Below are 16093 nucleotides of genomic sequence, written 5' to 3'. Positions count from 1 at the left end.
AAAACACCAATGTTTTTTCTAATGGCAGTTTGTACTGTCCTATCGTACGCCCAAACGGGCAGTGAAATGTCGACTACGAATAAATCATCGACAGCTACATTAAATACACAAGTAACGCCTTATCCATTAGAGGTTACTTATGACAAAACCACCCATTTGATTTTTCCTTCAGCAATTCGTTATGTGGATTTAGGAAGTGAGCATCTGATTGCAGACAAAGCCAAAGAAGCTGAAAATGTACTTCGGGTTAAGGCAGCGGTAACCGATTTTGAACAAAAGACCAATCTTTCAGTTATTACCGAAGATGGTGGTTTTTTCAGTTTCGAGGTGTGTTATCATCCTTCTCCGAAATTGCTTACCTTGGATTTTGCCCGAAATATTCCACAAGGCAATAGCGTTAAGTCGGATATATTGTTCTCTGACACGGGTTGGGAATCGCCTGCGGTGGCTCAAATGATTATGACTTCCATTTACAACCAAAAACGAGAGTTTATAAAACATATTGGTTCGCAAAATGCAGGAATCTCGTGGCTACTGAAAGGAATGTATGTACACAACGGGAAATTGTACTTGGATATCAAGCTCAAAAACCGAAGTCGTATGCCTTTTGAGGTGGATTTTATCTCTTTTAAAATGGTTGATAAAAAAACAACCAAGCAAAGCCTTGTGCAAGAAATTTCCATAGAACCATTGCGTATGTATCAGCCTTTATTAGTCGTTAAACCCCAAAAAGATGCTCGTTGCATATATATGTTGGAAGGGTTTACCTTATCCGATGACAAAGTGCTTCGCATTGAAATCTTTGAAAAGAACGGAAGCCGTTATCAGTCGTTTTTACTTACCAATGAAGATATTAGCAAAGCACGTCCTATTGAACAGTTTCACCTAAAATTTTAATTCAATGATACGTTATTTATTATGTATAATCTTGGCAATGAGTGGGTATAATACGCTTTTTGCTCAGCGATTGTTTCCCGGTCAAAAGGGGTTGGAAATTGCTGTGGCGTTTCCTGTAAGTGTCTTTGGAAATAACTTTTCAATGAGTGATTTTTCAGCGGGATTGGGGCTAACGATAAATGCTAAAAATGGAAGCTATAAACGTGTAGCATTGGAATATAGCACACGGTATTACACGTATAAAGAGGTAAAAATTCCTACGGAAACGTATCTTTTCGAAGGCGGGTATAGTTTTTTTCTTTTAGGCGAATCCACCCGAACTCTTGCCGTAAATGGAGGAATGTATGGACTTTTGGGTTATGAAATGGTTAATGGAGATAAACGACGGCTTTATGACGGAGCGATTTTACAAAATCAAAGCCAATGGGTCTATGGTGTGGCAGGTGTAATTTCAGTGGAAACCTATCTGACCAATCATTGGGTGTTGCTTATGCAAGGTAAGTTACAAACCCTATGGGGTACTTCCTTGGAGCGTTTGCGTCCCTCAGTAGGATTGGGAGTTCGTTATATGTTTTAATCTTTTAATTCTTTAATCTTTCAATCAATAATCAATGAAAACAAAAGTATATAAATTCGTTTTAGCAAGTCTGTTTTTGATGATAGCTACATTGCTAACCTCTTGTGAAAAAGAGCTTAATGTACAACAGAATTTTCCTTTTGAGGTAAAGGTAATGCCTGTTCCCAAATTGGTAAGTCAAGGGCAAATCGTGGAAATTCGTTGTCAAATTACGACACCTGAAAACTATGTGGAAAATCAATATTTCATTCGGTACTTTCAGTTTGATGGCAATGGAAATTTACGTATCGGAAATGCAGCACCCTTACTACCCAATGACACGTATGAGTTACCCGATAAAATTTTTCGGCTTTATTACAAATCACTTTCAGAAGTTCCCCAAATGTTTTCCATATGGATAAGCGATTCTTTCGGAAATGAACAAAAAGTAGATTTTGAGTTTACTAATATCAGAAAAGAGAAATAAAAAACTCGTAGAAGTCAGCGTGCCCCTGAAAAAACGTTGGATTTTTCAGGGGTATTTTAAATATAAATTTTAACAATAGTATGTCGTTGTCAAAGAAAATAAACGAACTAAATTGTGATGCAAAATATGGCTTGGTTTGGGAGCAATACTCCGAAGCTGTTATCGAAGATTGCCTACGTAAAACGCCCATATTGGTAGAGGATACTTCCAAAGAAATTATTACCCATATTTCGCAAGAAGCACATATGTTGATAGAAGGTGATAACTATCACGCTCTTTGTGTATTAAATCAAACACATCGTCAAAAAATAGACCTTATTTACATCGATCCTCCTTATAACACGGGTAAGAAAAGCCAACTTACCTATACAGATAAGTATATGAATAATAATGACGTATACAAGCATAGTAGATGGCTTTCGTTTATGGACAAAAGATTGCGATTAGCCAAGAACTTATTGTCTGAAAAAGGGGTTATTTTTATTTCTATTGATGACAATGAGGTTGCTCCGCTTAAACTTTTATGTAACAGTATTTTTGGTGAAGAAAATTTTATAGCTCAATTTGTAAGAAAAAACAAAACAGGGGCAGGACACGATAGCAAATGGATAGCCATAGAATATGATTATATGTTTTGCTATGCACGAAATAAGCATAAAGTAGTGTTTGAAAAACAAACCATTGCAGTAGAGAACGATACAAAATACAAATTCAAAGACAATCATTTTTCATACAGAGGGAAATATTATTTGAGAGATTTGGCATATAAAGGAACTTACAATGCTTCTGCTGATTTTCCCATTCGAGCTCCCGATGATTCAATGATTTATGCAGGAGGAGAGTTGGGTAAACCTACCACTTGGCGATGGAGTAAAGACAAGGTAAAATGGGGTATTGAAAATGATTTTATTGTTTTTAAAAAGAGACAACAACAGTGGAAAGTGTATATAAAACAATACCAATTTGTCAATAATAAAAACGAACCCTATAAGCGAAAGCTTCCTTTTCGAGGACTTATTGAATTTTTGAATACAGAAGGTAGTCAGGAATTAAAACAAATATTACCCCAACATACGTTTAAATTTCCTAAACCAACCGAATTGGTAAGGTTCTGTATCCAACTTTTTAAGGATAAAGAGATACGCATTTTGGATTTTTTTGCAGGTTCAGGAACCACAGGACACGCTGTGCTGAAAGCCAATAGCCAAGACAATGGCAATCGAAAATTTATAGTATGTACCAATAATGAAAATAATATTTGCCAAGAAATCACCTATCCTCGTTTGCAAAAGGTAATTCAAGGATATACCAATGCAAAGGGAAAGCAAGTAGAAGGAATGAAAAGCTCATCTGAAATATTTTAAAACAGCATTTACGTAATTTCTGCCAATCCCGACCACTGACTTCCAAAATACGCCTAATGTATCCGTTAGGCGTATTTTGTTTATAGCTTTGCCTTAAATAAATACAGAATAATGGAAGTGATTGTCATTGAAAAAGCGATTTTTGAGCAAACGCATCAAGAATTAGAACAGCTTATAGGAACCTTACAAAGTGTAGTGAATAGCTACAAAGGACTTTGTTTACAAGAAAAGTGGTTGGACACCCAAGAGGTCTGTTTAATGCTTGGTATCAGCAAAAGGGCATTGCAAGGTTACAAAGACCGAAAAATTTTGCCGTATTCGTCCATTCAACGCAAGAATTATTTCAAACGAAGCGATGTAGAACAATTGTTGGCTTCTCAAAATTCTCAAAACACCAAAGTGACCGAAAATGAAATTACTCACGCATCATAACCAAGAAATTACCGATTATATGGCTCAAATAGAAGCCCTAAAAGCCCAAACGGAATTTATCCTTAAAAACTTTCGTCCTGTGTTTGGTGGTGAAATCTACCTAACGGGGAAAGAGGTTTGTGAGCTACTGCATATCACTAGAAGAACCCTACAACAATATCGTGATGACAAGCTACTTCCATACATTCAAATCGGTGGAAAAATCCTTTTTAAAGAAAGTGATTTACAACATATTTTAGAAGCGAATTATCACAAATAATCTCTTGCCATTCTTCATTATTTCTCTCTGTAAAGCCCTCTTGTATAGAAAATTTGATATTTAGAAAATAAAGATTACATTTGTTACCTCATACAATAAAGATAGGGTTATGAATGTGATTAACAATATAAAAGAAAAAATAGATTTTACTCTTTTTCAGATAGGATGTCAATATAGAAGAGGTAATTTTTCAAGTATAACTCCTTACATTGAAAACTGTCAGTCTTATATAAATAAATTCGAAAATAAGACTTATTTCCAAAATTCAGATGGAGATAAAGAAAAAATAAAGAAGATAAAAGAAAAGGTAATAAAAAGAATCTCAAAGTTAGAAAAAGAGAGAAATCAGCGTGTCGCTCAAGGTAAAGATACATCTAATCTAAATTTTAGAATAGAAGAATTAAAAACAGCAGTGTATGAACTTGAATTTTTAGAAAATACAGCTACAAGGTATATTTTCAAGAAAAATAAAAATGCTCCTCAAATAAACTACAAAGGTGATAATGTAATTGAAGTACAACACGGGAATTTAGATTCCATATTACACGAATTACATCACGCTTTTCAATATGAAACAGGCAAAATAGATTTTATAAAAACAGATGATGGAGATTATATACCAGGTTTTCTATACGACACAACCGATGAATTAAGTGCTTATAAAAGACAATTTGCATTTGATGGTATTCTAAAAGTTGCATTTAAAATTAAAGAGAAGGATATGTTAGATGCTTTTAGAACAAAACAAATTAATACTATTATTCAAGAAGATAAAGAATATTTTGGAGTTAAGGAAATCATACATATGAAAGACATTACAATTGATGTCATAATAAAAATAGCAGAACCCAAGATAGGTAATTTATATAAAAACATTTCATCAAAAGAATTAAACTCCAAATCATCACTTTCTGATATAATAAACAATAATACATATAAATCGGGCTATCTCAACGAATTTGGCTTTCATAAGGAAAATCCGAATAAGTCATATATTGAATTTGTAAAAATATTTATTACAGAAACACCACGTATTTATGTTAAGGAATAGTTTTCTTTTCTTCTTTTTATCATTTACTTTATCTTTGTTTTCCCAAAATAAAGATAAAATTTACATAACTTACTATCTATCAGATGATAAAAATTTTGATTTTCATAAAAGACAGCACTATTTGACTTTTGATAAAGAGAAACTTTGTGTTGAAATAATGCGTAAAGGGGACTTAATGTCTGATGCTAAGATTTTCTTTCATTACACGAAAGAGAATGACACTATTTTTGTTGGTAAAAGAATCCTAATAAAAGAATCAAAAGGATTAAGAAACAAACTTTTTGATGAGTTTGAGAATCAAAAGATTGTCTATATATCAGAGAATGAATTATATTTAATTAACGCAAACAGACCATATTTTTCGAGAAAATACATTAACAGACTAAGGGGAAATAACGTTATTTTTTCTATAAATGGAGTGATAAAAAAAATAAAAAAAAGAAAGGTTATAAATGTCTTAAAGTATCATATAGAAAAAAATGCTTCAATTAGATTTATTCAGGGTGAAGAATGTTTTAGAAAATATGGTGCAATAGGTATAGGACAAATTATAGAAGTTACAGAAAATAAAATGACCGATTTACAAAACAAACCTTCTATTATAAACCCATAAAATAACCATCTGTAAGTAAGCGGTTTTCTTTTGCTTCTTTTCTTTGTCCGCAAAACAAAGAAAAGAAGGTCGGTAGCACCGACAGGCAATTATCCCCCGAAAGGGGGAACTTTAAACCTTAAACATCAAACAGAGAACCTTGAACCCCCAACTTAAATATCAAACCGGTATTGGCTGACTTCTAAAATCCTGCAAATTCAGAAAAAAGCCTCGTTTGTCGGTAAGCCCATTCCGAAACAAATTCCAAAGTAAGGAAGCTCCCATTTGCGATAGGGTGGCATTGATAAAAAGGTCTTGTTTGAGCAAGGCATCGGCAAGAGAACAACTTGGAGTATCTTCATTTTGGTCGGCACTTACAAAAAAATCATAGAATTCTTCGGTTACAAAAGGCAGATTTTCAATACCTATGGTTTCCTCACTCTGGGGTTGTGGGTGTGAACCTATGGTAGACAAAACTACTTGTCCCGTATGGCGGTTATTACCAAAATCCAACCAATAAAGTGGGGTATTATGATAATGATTGGGACGTTTTAAATCGGTAAGTATTTGGGCTATTTCAAAACGAGCCTTTGCCGTATCTACGCACGAAATATAAATACTTCCCTGCATTGATTGGGAAGCAACAGAAAAAGTATCGGTATCAAATTTTCGGTGTTGTGCTTTCCAATCCGTACCAAAAAATCTATTGATACGGTTTATTAGTGCGGTGGATTTATGTAACCCCAATTCGGTTTCGGCAAAGAGTTGTCTGCCTAAATTGGCTTGGGCGATGGTGTCATCGTCCCAAAGCGTTAGGCAAAAACCTGCGTGTGAGAGTTGCTGTAAAGCGTGGTGCATACGCCCCAAAGCCGTTACCACCTGTGAACCTGTTCCCCCTGCTCCAATTAAATGTACCTCTATGGGATTGGTGGCATTGAGCAAGAATTTATGTACAAAATGCACTCTTTTTTTAATGGAAATATGTGTGTTTTTCATTGCTTTTCTTTTTAATTCTAATTTTCTACTTCTTTCTAATATTTCTGAATTCTTCTAATGATTGTCTCTTACAAAATATTTTCTAATAATTGAAGGTTAGGCTGTAAAAGTTCAGTAGGAAAAGGCTTTTGCGTTTTTGAGAGTTCTTGCCAAAGGCTTTTTAAATCGGTTTTGCCTTTGATAATGGGATAATTTCCTAATTGATGTGAGAAATAACTATCAAAAAAATAGCTTTCCCAAAGTTGTATAAAGTTTTCTAAATAGGTGCTATTATTAATCTGAATTTGTACCGACCCCATACAGACATTGCCATTTTCATACACATTGAAAAAGGGAGCGTAATGCAAAGGGGTTTTTAGGCTTGGCTTTCTATTTTTTGCAAGAGCATATACAAAAAGTTTGTCCTTATAGGCTTTCCACACAAGGGGCGGAATACTCACAGATATATTTTCCATTTGAAGCAATGGGGCAAACAATAGTTTTTGCCTTTGAGCCTTTGTGTACCAAATTACATAGCCATTTTCGGCAGAATTGATATATAACACATTGGCAGGAAGTAAGCCGTTGGATTGCCAAAATCCGTTGCTTTTATCATCGGTGGAAGTAAGAATTTTAGAAAGGTTTTCGGCTTGTTCTTTACATAGAGGTTGTGCCGATAAGGGTGTTCCGTCCGCGTCAAGATGTACAAATTCCGTGTAACATTTTGTGTTATATTTTTGGGTAGTTTGGTAAAAGACTATCGCCGAAGTAGGATAATAGAGTTCCCCAAAGTTTTCTGTAAGGTCTTTTAATGAGGTTTGAATGTTTGTGTCCATTTTAAAGAGTTCTTAAAGGTTTAAAAAGTATTTAAAAGATTGATTAACCGATGTAAAAGCGAGAAAAAAAGGTTTTCAAAATCAAAATTAAAATGAGAGGACACTCCGTCAAAACGATTCACAAAGGTGGGTTCTTCTATTTCACTGCATTGTGAAACTTCGCCGTTTACTACTTCAACAATATGATATTGAAAAAAATCACTTTGCGTATCAAAGGAAAATGAAACATATTTATCAATGGTAAATAATTCTGCTTCATCAGATATTTCTTCTCGGTTCAAATAGGTATATAAGTTGGCAGAGGGAAAATTTTGCCATAAATCAAAAAAGGCTTTTGATATTTGCAATATCTCTTTTTCCGTTTCATTACAAGCCTTAAAATCGTTTATCCGTTTTTCAAAAAGTTGTAAGTTTTTGGAGTTTCGGATTTTTTGATACAGCCTTTCGCCTACATATTGGGCTTGTCGTAAATGGAGCAGGGCAACTTCTTTTTCTTGCGGTTCGTCCCAATCATTTACTATCCAATCGTTAAAACTTTCGTATATATATCCCAAAAAACAATCGTCTTGTGTGTAATATGGTACATACGCTTTATGGCATACATAAGTAAAAACCGAAAGCAATAATTGCCCTATTTTTTTGTGTTTTTTATCCTTGTCTTTCAGCAGTTTATAAACAGGTAATATAGGGATATAAAACAATGTATTGTTTGTGCGAAAAGTTTCCTCTACGGAAAAGAAAAACGATAAAAAAGCCGTTGGATTTGTATCTTGCCACACTTGTATCCGATGCCAACAATCGTCATTTTGTTGCAGGTGTTTTTGGGTTTGGTCAAGTGCCAATGCTACATTGTATGGAAATTCATACTTACTCATATCAAGGGGTTGAAAACCATAAAAATTTGCCATTCTCTCCAATGATTTTTGTAAATCTCCTTGTAATTTTTTTATATGTATCCCTTTAAAGTCGCTAAAATTTCCAACTTTGGGCAAAAAGCGATGTTTTAGAAAACCATTGGCAAAAGGGACTTCGGTGCGGTGGTTTTCTGCTCTTGTCGAATTTGGGCAAGGTCTTTGGGACGGCTTACCCATTGGGCAAACTCCGAGAGTTTTTTGTGTAACTCGCTCTCTTTGGGGTCGTGTATCGGCTTGATGTTGCCTTTTATTTTGGATTGCATACATAGTTAGTTATTAAGTGATTAGCGATTAGTGGTTAGTTATTGAGTGATTAGTTAGTAAGTGGTTAAAGTGTGATTTTATATCCTAATCACTATACACTAACCACTAATTGCTAAAAATTCAACCTTTTGTTCCGATGGAAGTTTCAAAATGATATTCTACATATTCGCCATTTACACGAGGTGCAGATATTTTGGCGGTGGTTAAAATCGGATAGGTAGGGGCGTAAAAATGCTGTACCATTTCTACCGACCATTCTTGGTTGGGGTCGTCTAATCGTGTTTCTTGTCCATTATTTTTAAATACGAACACTCTTTTGAGTTGGGTTGCGATTAACATATTTTTCTTTTTTATAGATTGATAAATTAGATTTTATTCTGCATTTTCAAACAAAGTAGGGGTAAAATGAGCCGATAATTCAGCCCTTTTTTTGCGGATTTTTTCGGCTTGTTCGGGAAATTCATCGGGGGGTGGCAATTTTGTCCACGCTTCCCGATACTTGCCTTGTGCTTCCAATTCCGAAACTTTTTTCATCGCTTCATCGTATTTCTTTTGGGCTTTTTCTGTCTTTTCTTTTTCCATTGCCGATTGTCTTTTGGCGTGTTCTTGGGCTTGGATATAGTTTTCCATATTGACCAAAAGCGATGAAGTTTCTTCAAGGGGTCGGACGATGCTTTGAAAAAATCCGCCGTCCAATTCCTCTGCCGTTCCCTTTAATACAAGGGGAGGAATACCATTTTTGGCAGGGTCGCTACATTGGTCGTTTTGTAGTAATACCGACACAATATATTGCCCGTTTTGTCCTTGTTGGAGGGTCATTTGTAGCGTTCCCACTACATTCATCATTGCGATTTGATTAAAAAAATTCGTTTCCATTGTGCTTCCTTTTTTGAGTGTTATTAACTTGTTTTTACGATGGTTTTATTTTTTACAAATGGCTTGTTGGGTGCGATACACAACTCGATAGCCATTTTTATAGATGATATGCTCTAATATCTTCCGTGCTTTTCGCAGTTGGTTTTGGTCTTTATCTTGCATTTGCAAAAAATGTAATTTTTCAAAATCTCTCACGATTTCTCCCAACACGTAAAGGGCTTTAAATTCGGTTGTTTTTATGTGGGTCATAAGACTAATTTTTAAAATGTTAATCCATTGTTTGGGGTTCGATTTCAAACTCCATATCTCGCTCACTGCATTGGGTTTGACTTATGGTTTCTAAATGATATTGGTCTGCTTGGGTAAAAGGAATTCGATACTTTTTGCAGTAGGCTTTAATCTCTTGAATAGCCTTTTCTTTGTTAGAACATACTCGGATAAGAGTACGACTATCGGTACTATGCCAACTATCGGTAAAGTAGGCGATGTAAATACGTTTCATAGGCGGTTGTTTTTAGAGTTATGTTATTGTTTTTGTTTGAGTTTTTTTAATTTCTTGTAAATATCTTCCCAATAGGCTTTTTGCTCTCTATCAAAAGAAATATGTTTATTATCGGTATGTTTGTATTTTCTAAAATCATTGGCTTGTTGTAAAGCCTTATCAAGGTCGGTTACTTGCACGATGTTTCCATTTATATCTTTTATCGTCATAATTTTTCTATGAGTGTATTAAGGTTAAAATCATCTGTGTAAAATTCTTCCCCCGTATGTTTTCCAAAGGCTTGGAAGTAGGCATACCCACCTTTACAAACTACCATTTGATATAAATTCAGCGTACTTGTGGGGGTGTTAAAATGGTTCGTTTCGTTGTTTTCGAGGCTCACAAATTGCCAATTTTTGTCCCCCAAAAGGGTATCTATATGGGGCGTGTCATCTTCATTAGTGGCGTAAAAACTCACGGCACTATCTCGAAACAAAACCGAAACAAGGTTAGGCATATCATCAATGAACTCAACTAATTTTAGCCGTTTTTTTAACTCCTTTTTCCACGCTTCATCTATTTGAATGATGGCAAAGTCGCAGGTATCCCAATCGCTATTGGTATGGGCTTTTATTAGGATATGTTTTGTATTTGTGTTTGCTATTTTCATTTTTGTTGTTTTAGGTTAATAATTATAGAAATAGTGGTTATTGTGTTCCATAAAATCCAAATCCCTTGCATAGGCTTTATAATCAAAATACATTGCCACCTCATCAGGAATATTTTGGAGTAGTCCTGTTTCTTCTACATAATATTCGGCAAGTTCGGTTTCACTCGAAAAATAACCGATATACCGCTCTTGGGCTTTTTCGATGGTTTGCTCATTTAGGGGTATTCCCGTCAGATACATATAATTTTGTATGATTTCCATATCGTCATCGCTCTTTGCTTCCAAAAGGGAAGCGATTTCGAAAATGGTTTCTTCCAAATGGCATTCGCCTATAAATCCGTCAAAAATTGGAGGACATTCCCAATCTTGGAACATTAGTTCGGGGTCTTCTTCGTCTTGATGTAGTCGTTTGCAGTCGTCATAAAACGCCTCTATATCATCATAGTTCGATAAAGTAAACCATTTACCAAATAAATTACCCTCGTTGTATTTTTTATATGTACCTACATAAATACGTATTTCATTTAGGATATAATTCATATCTCTTTGGTTTTAAAATGTTTAAAAAGGTAAATCGTCAAAATCTTCGTCCGTTGTTGTGGAGTGCTTTTGTTCTTGGGGTTGCGTGTTGGTGGTTGCTTCCGACTTTTTAACTTGATGCAATTTGATTTTTGAGGTATGAAAATTCAATCCTGCTTTGGGTTCGCCTTGTGCATTTATCCAAGCTCTTGCACTGACCCTGCCCGAAAGCTCCACCAAAGCCCCTTTGGTCAATATCTTAGCTACATTGACACTTATCCAATACGCACAATCAAAATACGTGGTTTGCTGTATGGTTTCTCCCTCTTTATTTCGGTAGTTATCATTGACCGCTACCGAAAAATTAACAACTTGTTTTTTGTTAGACAAGGTTTGCACCTGTGCATCACTTGTCAATCTTCCAATGATATTCATACTATTTAGTGTATTTTAAGGTTTTTTAATTTCGATAATAAGGCAAATTTTTCCATAAAGCATTGCCCGAAGGCTTGTTTTGTCAAGGGCTTTATATTCGTACCATTGTTGGTATTGTAGTACCAAAAAAGTTTTTAAAACGTCTGAAAAATCAAAGCGGTATCCCATAACAGGAATGGCATTTTTGAAATACGAATTGTGATTGACTTGGTAGGTTATCCAATTTTTCTCCGCTCTTGACAAGGGCTGTTTCTCATTGATTTTCTGACGCAATATGTAGGCACGAGTGTCTTTTAATTGGTTTAAAGTACATACTCCCCACGATACGAATCTTGTGGCGATAGGTGTGTTTTCTCTTGTCATATTCTTTATTTTTGAGTGTGAATGTTTGGGTTTTGAGTTGCGTTTTGCGAAATGTTTTGTCCGCCCTGCTTCTCCGCTCTCTATATCTGAAAATTTTTAATTCGGCAATGAGAGGAAGAGCGAAGTCGTTTCATTAAAACAAGTAGTAAGTAGTGCGTTCATTTTTATCATTTTCGACATTTTTTTTATTCGTATAAAGAGCCGGAATATGCGGTTGTCGTTTCGAGAGCCTAAAAGGTCTGTGTTTAGCGGATACAAGGTTTTTCAAAAAAATACAACCCCTGTTGAAAACGGGTGTGGAGATTTTTTTGAAAACCAAAGGCTTGACCTTGTGGCAGCGTTACAAACACAGAAATACCTTTGCTCTCGAAAACGAACACCCATATCGGCTTCTTACCTCATAAATAAAACAGGAGAAAATACCATAAACAAACGCACACACCATTACTAACTAAAATGAAATGAAGTAGCCTTCCTCTGCCGAATAAAAGCCAATAAAAAAACCGATACAAAAATTGTAAACAATCCCTGTATCGGTAAATACTAAAATCGAATATCTTTGATAGACAATCAACTACGTTATAATGAAGCGACTAATCGCTCACCAAAATCATTGAATTTATAAGCGATTTTTTCCATATCCTTACTGATTTTTTCATTGGTGATTTTAGCATAAATCTGTGTGGTTTTCAAATTCTTGTGTCCCATCATTTTACTAACACTTTCCAAAGGAACACCCTCTGTAAGAAATAAGGTTCCGAAAGTATGCCTTGCCCAATGAAAACTCAGTGGTTGGGTTTTGTTAATACCTGCCTTTAAACAGATTTCTCTTAAATGAAGATTGCAAGAGGCGTTGCTCGGAACAGGAAATACAAAGTCATTTTTACTGATGGATTCGTATTTATCAATGATTTTTTGAGCAATGGGAAGTATGCGAACATTGGAAGGATTACTCATTTTTTGCCTACGAGAAAGAATCCAACGATTGCCATCAAAAAGGGTTTGAATTTGGTTCTTTTTAAGCTGTTTGATGTCAATATACGAAAGTCCTGTAAAACAGCTAAACACGAACAAATCACGCACCAATTCGCGGGTTTTACTCTTAAAAGTACAGCTCAACAACTGCTCAATTTCTTCTTTTAGCAAATAACCTCGGTCTTTTTCCTGCATTGTGATTTCGTATTCTCGGAATGGGTTCTTGTGAATCAAATCTTTTTCCAAAGCGATGTCAATCATCTTACACAAAGGCATCATATACACCCATATCGTATTGTGTGTTAAACCTTTATCAACACGAAGATAAAAATCAAAATCTTTAATAAAATCCGCTGTAAGCTCCCTAAAAGCCATATCCGTACGATGGTATTTGTAGTTTATAAAGTCCAAAAGATGTGTATACACGCTTTGATATTTCGCCAAGGTTTGTTTGCCTCTCACACCCTTTTGAACCATTTTTTCAAAATCAGCATTGAAGTTTTGAAAAACTTTCAAAAGCGAATCGTCCATTGTTCCAATGCCTAAAAAACTGTTTTTAAGCTTTTCGGCAGTGGCAAATCCATCCATTTTCATCAGATGGTCATATTGATTGACCAAACGAGTTTTCAGCTCTTCCAATTTGTGATTTAATGAAAGAGCTTCTTCACTCTTACCTAAGACTTTGCCGAATTTCAAATCCCATTTATCGGGAAAAATTTCGAGCTTAGTACTAAATTGGGCAATTTTACCATCAATGGTAATCCTACCCATAATGGCTACTTTTCCGTTTTTCTTAGGAGCATTTTTCTTCAAATAGAAAAGCACTTTGAAGGTTGATTTTTTTACTTGCATAACTCAACTTTTTAAATTACAAAATTAATTTCTATTGAGTTACCATACGCTATGAAGATAAGTGCAAAACACTGAAATATAGTCTTTTACTTAAAATATTTAAAACCACCATTAGGTAACGATTTAGAAACCTAACTTTGTTTTTACCCGTCAAATTACCCTATGCCTTGCTTTCCAACATTTCCCTGATAAAAAATAAAGTGGCTTATAATGTGTATATTACAGCTTTTTGCTTAATTTTGCCGTTTAGTTTTATTTTTTGAAAAAAAATAAAAAAACGCCCACTTATAAACAAGTGGGCGTTTCTGCTCAACATAATTACCTATACAGTTTCTTGATTTGCCTTTTGAAAAAGTCACCATCACTTTGACCTTCCAAAGTGCGAAATTCATTGTGTTGCCGCTCCGCTTCTTGCAAAACGGTTTCGGTGCGTTGCTTTTAAGAATTAAAGCGTAAAGTCCAGATTCTGTACAAAACCACGCTTCACCTTGACGACCTAAATTTTTCTTACCCCGTTCGTCCTCATCTAACATTTGAATTGTGATACTCGGATTTGTATACCCTAAAATTTCTCATACATCTTTAACACAGAATAATGGCTCTCCTTTTTCTGTTTTCATTCTGATTTCCCCAAATTGTGGGTGTGTGATTAGGTTTTTCATAACTTATTGATTTACTTGTTTTACATCTGTTTTAATAGGTTCGCTTTCGGCTTGTAATAATTCTTTTGCTCGTTGCTGGATAGCTTTTGCCTGTTCGGAGTTGAACACATGTTTAAGGTTCATATCCACGCTTTGCATTGTTTCTTGAAATTCTTTAACAATTTGTTTCTTCAAATCTGGATGTACTCGTATTTTTTTCACTACTTTGCTCTTTCAAATTGATGTTGTAAATAAAATACAGAAATTATGAATTAAACAAATTAAATTTCATAAATTTTGAAAGTAATTTTATGTTTATGAGTAAAAATATTGTAAATCAGATATTTATATAGGTGGTAAATTTTCTTATTTCAGAAAAAAAAGTTCCTTCAAAATCATTTTTATCAGAAAAATTTGGGATAACAGCATCTAAATTTTCAGAAATTCTTAAAGAATGAATGTAGGAGTTGATTTATTATCTGTATTGATAGGCGACTATGAAATCAACGCCGAATGGTTACTTACAGGTAATGGCTCTATGCTTAAAAGTGAGCAGGACCAATCATCGGCGGGACCAGCAAATGATAAATACGTAGCTATGTTGGAGGAAAACAACGAGTTATTAAAGAAAAATAATTGTTCGTTAGAGAAAATAAACACCCTGCAGGAGGAGAAAATCACCAAATTAGAGGCTGAGATACAGGCGTTAAAGTCGGCACAAAGTAAGTCAGTCAATAAATCCAGCCAACCAAGTCAATCCCAACCTCTTATTCAGCCAAGCCGTTAATTATTGCCCTGCCAGTGGGTTTAATAGTACCTATTTAGGCGAGGCGTAATGTACAAGTAATACATTTAATAAGATTGTGTATAAATAAAAAAAACAGGTGCTTTTGTTTAAATACCTAATTATCAATGTTTATATAAAAATATTTATGTAAATACGTGTTATTAAAGGGGGGTGAGTTTTTGTAAAATCCTTAAATCAGCTACTTTTTTAGCTGTTAAATATCTTTCAGTAGGTTTTAAAAAGTTTTTCCCTTGAAAATATGTGAAAATGCTAGAGCAATGAGAAGTAAAATTGTAGAGACGAAGATTTTTCATATCCTGATTATGTTTTTTTGTACCAGTCAGAAGTTACATTATTTTGGGTATAAATTACACATTATCTGTTCTATAGAAGGAGTCGTGCAAAATTTAGATATGACTCCAGCATCTGTTCACGATGTTCACTATTTAAAAGATGTTAGTTCTCAAATTCAAAATTGCACTCTGATAGGTGACAGAGGTTATATATCGTCACAATATCAATTAGATTTGTATAGCACTGCTACTATTCAGTTAGATACCCCAAAGAGACTGAATCAAAAAGATTACAAACCTCAGTTTTACTTATTCAAGAAAAAGAGGAAAAGAATCGAAACATTATTTTGACTTCGTCGAATCTTCGATTTCGCAGTTATGTGATCAATTTATGATTAAAAGGAATTATGCAAAATCATTCAACGGTTTTAAAACACGAATTATCAGTAAAATAACTACTTTAACCTTAATTCAATACATTAACAAATTTGTATTAAAAAAGGAAATAAATAAAATAAAAGCAAGTGTAATTTAAAATGCACAACGGGTTGATCAAACATCATAGATGCAAACC

Annotated in this window: 24 protein-coding genes and 1 pseudogene; 10 read left to right on the top strand and 15 right to left on the bottom strand. The window is 34.5% G+C overall.

The genetic code is table 11. From position 1 onward, the window contains the following. Window positions 1–21: 21 nt before the first annotated feature. The 8 genes from traN to AB4865_RS10700 all read left to right on the top strand — a co-directional run bounded on the left by traN (window position 22) and on the right by AB4865_RS10700 (window position 5659). Entirely contained in the window at window positions 22–897 is an 876-nt protein-coding gene (gene traN, locus AB4865_RS10735) for a conjugative transposon protein TraN (protein ID WP_372473300.1), read from the top strand. Window positions 898–901: 4 nt separating this feature from the next. Next, window positions 902–1474 (top strand): conjugal transfer protein TraO, encoded by a 573-nt coding sequence (locus AB4865_RS10730; protein ID WP_372473299.1) that lies wholly within the window; start codon window positions 902–904, stop codon window positions 1472–1474. 34 nt (window positions 1475–1508) lie between these two features. Beyond that, complete coding sequence (locus AB4865_RS10725) at window positions 1509–1940, top strand: TraQ conjugal transfer family protein (protein WP_372473298.1); 432 nt, start codon at window positions 1509–1511, stop codon at window positions 1938–1940. Window positions 1941–2026: 86 nt separating this feature from the next. Further along, window positions 2027–3304 carry a site-specific DNA-methyltransferase gene (locus tag AB4865_RS10720; RefSeq protein WP_372473297.1) on the top strand — a complete coding sequence of 426 codons (1278 nt, stop codon included), beginning with the start codon at window positions 2027–2029 and terminating at the stop codon, window positions 3302–3304. Window positions 3305–3415: 111 nt separating this feature from the next. Continuing rightward, a complete protein-coding gene (locus tag AB4865_RS10715; RefSeq protein WP_119653200.1) occupies window positions 3416–3736 on the top strand; it encodes a helix-turn-helix domain-containing protein in 321 nt (106 codons plus the stop codon). Beyond that, window positions 3714–3995 carry a helix-turn-helix domain-containing protein gene (locus AB4865_RS10710; RefSeq protein WP_372473296.1) on the top strand — a complete coding sequence of 94 codons (282 nt, stop codon included), beginning with the start codon at window positions 3714–3716 and terminating at the stop codon, window positions 3993–3995. Before AB4865_RS10715 ends, AB4865_RS10710 begins: the two co-directional genes overlap by 23 nt. Window positions 3996–4104: 109 nt before the next feature. Next, a complete protein-coding gene (locus tag AB4865_RS10705; RefSeq protein WP_119653216.1) occupies window positions 4105–5046 on the top strand; it encodes a hypothetical protein in 942 nt (313 codons plus the stop codon). Beyond that, window positions 5033–5659: a hypothetical protein gene (locus AB4865_RS10700; RefSeq protein ID WP_372473295.1), complete on the top strand. Its 627-nt coding sequence runs from the start codon at window positions 5033–5035 to the stop codon at window positions 5657–5659. The genes AB4865_RS10705 and AB4865_RS10700 overlap by 14 nt, the downstream gene beginning before the upstream one ends. A gap of 159 nt (window positions 5660–5818) precedes the next feature. Here the strand turns inward: AB4865_RS10700 and AB4865_RS10695 are convergent, their stop codons facing one another. From AB4865_RS10695 to AB4865_RS10625, 15 genes are all read right to left on the bottom strand, one after another. Continuing rightward, window positions 5819–6634 (bottom strand): PRTRC system ThiF family protein, encoded by an 816-nt coding sequence (locus tag AB4865_RS10695; RefSeq protein WP_372473294.1) that lies wholly within the window; start codon window positions 6632–6634, stop codon window positions 5819–5821. A gap of 68 nt (window positions 6635–6702) precedes the next feature. Beyond that, window positions 6703–7449 carry a PRTRC system protein B gene (locus AB4865_RS10690; protein WP_372473293.1) on the bottom strand — a complete coding sequence of 249 codons (747 nt, stop codon included), beginning with the start codon at window positions 7447–7449 and terminating at the stop codon, window positions 6703–6705. Window positions 7450–7469: 20 nt separating this feature from the next. After that, window positions 7470–8630, bottom strand: a complete 1161-nt coding sequence (locus tag AB4865_RS10685) for a hypothetical protein (protein ID WP_372473292.1) — start codon at window positions 8628–8630, stop codon at window positions 7470–7472. Window positions 8631–8747: 117 nt separating this feature from the next. Then, window positions 8748–8966: a PRTRC system protein C gene (locus AB4865_RS10680; RefSeq protein ID WP_119653162.1), complete on the bottom strand. Its 219-nt coding sequence runs from the start codon at window positions 8964–8966 to the stop codon at window positions 8748–8750. 33 nt (window positions 8967–8999) lie between these two features. Beyond that, window positions 9000–9503, bottom strand: a complete 504-nt coding sequence (locus AB4865_RS10675) for a PRTRC system protein E (RefSeq protein WP_372473291.1) — start codon at window positions 9501–9503, stop codon at window positions 9000–9002. Between the two features lie 45 nt (window positions 9504–9548). After that, window positions 9549–9752 carry a hypothetical protein gene (locus tag AB4865_RS10670; protein ID WP_372473290.1) on the bottom strand — a complete coding sequence of 68 codons (204 nt, stop codon included), beginning with the start codon at window positions 9750–9752 and terminating at the stop codon, window positions 9549–9551. A 19-nt stretch (window positions 9753–9771) separates the two neighbouring features. Further along, window positions 9772–10005, bottom strand: coding sequence for a hypothetical protein (locus AB4865_RS10665; RefSeq protein ID WP_372473289.1), 234 nt, complete (start codon window positions 10003–10005; stop codon window positions 9772–9774). A gap of 23 nt (window positions 10006–10028) precedes the next feature. Next, window positions 10029–10214: a hypothetical protein gene (locus AB4865_RS10660; RefSeq protein WP_372473288.1), complete on the bottom strand. Its 186-nt coding sequence runs from the start codon at window positions 10212–10214 to the stop codon at window positions 10029–10031. Further along, entirely contained in the window at window positions 10211–10654 is a 444-nt protein-coding gene (locus AB4865_RS10655; RefSeq protein WP_372473287.1) for a hypothetical protein, read from the bottom strand. Before AB4865_RS10655 ends, AB4865_RS10660 begins: the two co-directional genes overlap by 4 nt. 15 nt (window positions 10655–10669) lie before the next feature. Then, a complete protein-coding gene (locus tag AB4865_RS10650) occupies window positions 10670–11194 on the bottom strand; it encodes an antirestriction protein ArdA (RefSeq protein WP_372473286.1) in 525 nt (174 codons plus the stop codon). A 21-nt stretch (window positions 11195–11215) separates the two neighbouring features. Next, a complete protein-coding gene (locus tag AB4865_RS10645) occupies window positions 11216–11608 on the bottom strand; it encodes a single-stranded DNA-binding protein (protein ID WP_119653196.1) in 393 nt (130 codons plus the stop codon). A gap of 15 nt (window positions 11609–11623) precedes the next feature. Next, window positions 11624–11971, bottom strand: coding sequence for a molybdenum ABC transporter ATP-binding protein (locus AB4865_RS10640; protein WP_372473284.1), 348 nt, complete (start codon window positions 11969–11971; stop codon window positions 11624–11626). Between the two features lie 579 nt (window positions 11972–12550). Next, complete coding sequence (locus AB4865_RS10635) at window positions 12551–13798, bottom strand: site-specific integrase (RefSeq protein WP_372473283.1); 1248 nt, start codon at window positions 13796–13798, stop codon at window positions 12551–12553. Window positions 13799–14031: 233 nt separating this feature from the next. Beyond that, the gene (locus AB4865_RS10630; protein ID WP_372474908.1) at window positions 14032–14367 is read right to left on the bottom strand and encodes a BRO family protein; all 336 of its coding nucleotides are present in this window, start codon (window positions 14365–14367) and stop codon (window positions 14032–14034) included. 96 nt (window positions 14368–14463) lie between these two features. Next, the gene (locus AB4865_RS10625) at window positions 14464–14661 is read right to left on the bottom strand and encodes a hypothetical protein (protein WP_372473282.1); all 198 of its coding nucleotides are present in this window, start codon (window positions 14659–14661) and stop codon (window positions 14464–14466) included. 232 nt (window positions 14662–14893) lie between these two features. Between AB4865_RS10625 and AB4865_RS10620 the strand changes: the two genes are divergently transcribed. Further along, window positions 14894–15226, top strand: a complete 333-nt coding sequence (locus AB4865_RS10620; RefSeq protein WP_372473280.1) for a hypothetical protein — start codon at window positions 14894–14896, stop codon at window positions 15224–15226. Between the two features lie 248 nt (window positions 15227–15474). Beyond that, window positions 15475–16054, top strand: a pseudogene (locus tag AB4865_RS10615) (IS982 family transposase); the annotation flags it as partial. Between the last annotated feature and the right edge of the window lie 39 nt (window positions 16055–16093).

Origin of the sequence: Capnocytophaga sp. ARDL2 (assembly GCF_041530365.1) — a bacterium.
Lineage (GTDB): Bacteria > Bacteroidota > Bacteroidia > Flavobacteriales > Flavobacteriaceae > Flavobacterium.
The sequence above is the reverse complement of the archived record's forward strand: the minus strand, read 5'-3'. Positions and strand labels throughout refer to the sequence as shown.

What these genes read in the sequence shown, in the direction of transcription:
- traN (WP_372473300.1), top strand. Translation starts at nt 22, where the DNA reads ATGGCAGTTTGTACTGTCCTATCGTACGCCCAAACGGGCAGTGAAATG.
- AB4865_RS10730 (WP_372473299.1), top strand. Translation starts at nt 902, where the DNA reads ATGATACGTTATTTATTATGTATAATCTTGGCAATGAGTGGGTATAAT.
- AB4865_RS10725 (WP_372473298.1), top strand. Translation starts at nt 1,509, where the DNA reads ATGAAAACAAAAGTATATAAATTCGTTTTAGCAAGTCTGTTTTTGATG.
- AB4865_RS10715 (WP_119653200.1), top strand. Translation starts at nt 3,416, where the DNA reads ATGGAAGTGATTGTCATTGAAAAAGCGATTTTTGAGCAAACGCATCAA.
- AB4865_RS10710 (WP_372473296.1), top strand. Translation starts at nt 3,714, where the DNA reads ATGAAATTACTCACGCATCATAACCAAGAAATTACCGATTATATGGCT.
- AB4865_RS10705 (WP_119653216.1), top strand. Translation starts at nt 4,105, where the DNA reads ATGAATGTGATTAACAATATAAAAGAAAAAATAGATTTTACTCTTTTT.
- AB4865_RS10700 (WP_372473295.1), top strand. Translation starts at nt 5,033, where the DNA reads ATGTTAAGGAATAGTTTTCTTTTCTTCTTTTTATCATTTACTTTATCT.
- AB4865_RS10695 (WP_372473294.1), bottom strand. Translation starts at nt 6,634, where the DNA reads ATGAAAAACACACATATTTCCATTAAAAAAAGAGTGCATTTTGTACAT.
- AB4865_RS10690 (WP_372473293.1), bottom strand. Translation starts at nt 7,449, where the DNA reads ATGGACACAAACATTCAAACCTCATTAAAAGACCTTACAGAAAACTTT.
- AB4865_RS10685 (WP_372473292.1), bottom strand. Translation starts at nt 8,630, where the DNA reads ATGTATGCAATCCAAAATAAAAGGCAACATCAAGCCGATACACGACCC.
- AB4865_RS10680 (WP_119653162.1), bottom strand. Translation starts at nt 8,966, where the DNA reads ATGTTAATCGCAACCCAACTCAAAAGAGTGTTCGTATTTAAAAATAAT.
- AB4865_RS10675 (WP_372473291.1), bottom strand. Translation starts at nt 9,503, where the DNA reads ATGGAAACGAATTTTTTTAATCAAATCGCAATGATGAATGTAGTGGGA.
- AB4865_RS10670 (WP_372473290.1), bottom strand. Translation starts at nt 9,752, where the DNA reads ATGACCCACATAAAAACAACCGAATTTAAAGCCCTTTACGTGTTGGGA.
- AB4865_RS10665 (WP_372473289.1), bottom strand. Translation starts at nt 10,005, where the DNA reads ATGAAACGTATTTACATCGCCTACTTTACCGATAGTTGGCATAGTACC.
- AB4865_RS10660 (WP_372473288.1), bottom strand. Translation starts at nt 10,214, where the DNA reads ATGACGATAAAAGATATAAATGGAAACATCGTGCAAGTAACCGACCTT.
- AB4865_RS10655 (WP_372473287.1), bottom strand. Translation starts at nt 10,654, where the DNA reads ATGAAAATAGCAAACACAAATACAAAACATATCCTAATAAAAGCCCAT.
- AB4865_RS10650 (WP_372473286.1), bottom strand. Translation starts at nt 11,194, where the DNA reads ATGAATTATATCCTAAATGAAATACGTATTTATGTAGGTACATATAAA.
- AB4865_RS10645 (WP_119653196.1), bottom strand. Translation starts at nt 11,608, where the DNA reads ATGAATATCATTGGAAGATTGACAAGTGATGCACAGGTGCAAACCTTG.
- AB4865_RS10640 (WP_372473284.1), bottom strand. Translation starts at nt 11,971, where the DNA reads ATGACAAGAGAAAACACACCTATCGCCACAAGATTCGTATCGTGGGGA.
- AB4865_RS10635 (WP_372473283.1), bottom strand. Translation starts at nt 13,798, where the DNA reads ATGCAAGTAAAAAAATCAACCTTCAAAGTGCTTTTCTATTTGAAGAAA.
- AB4865_RS10620 (WP_372473280.1), top strand. Translation starts at nt 14,894, where the DNA reads ATGAATGTAGGAGTTGATTTATTATCTGTATTGATAGGCGACTATGAA.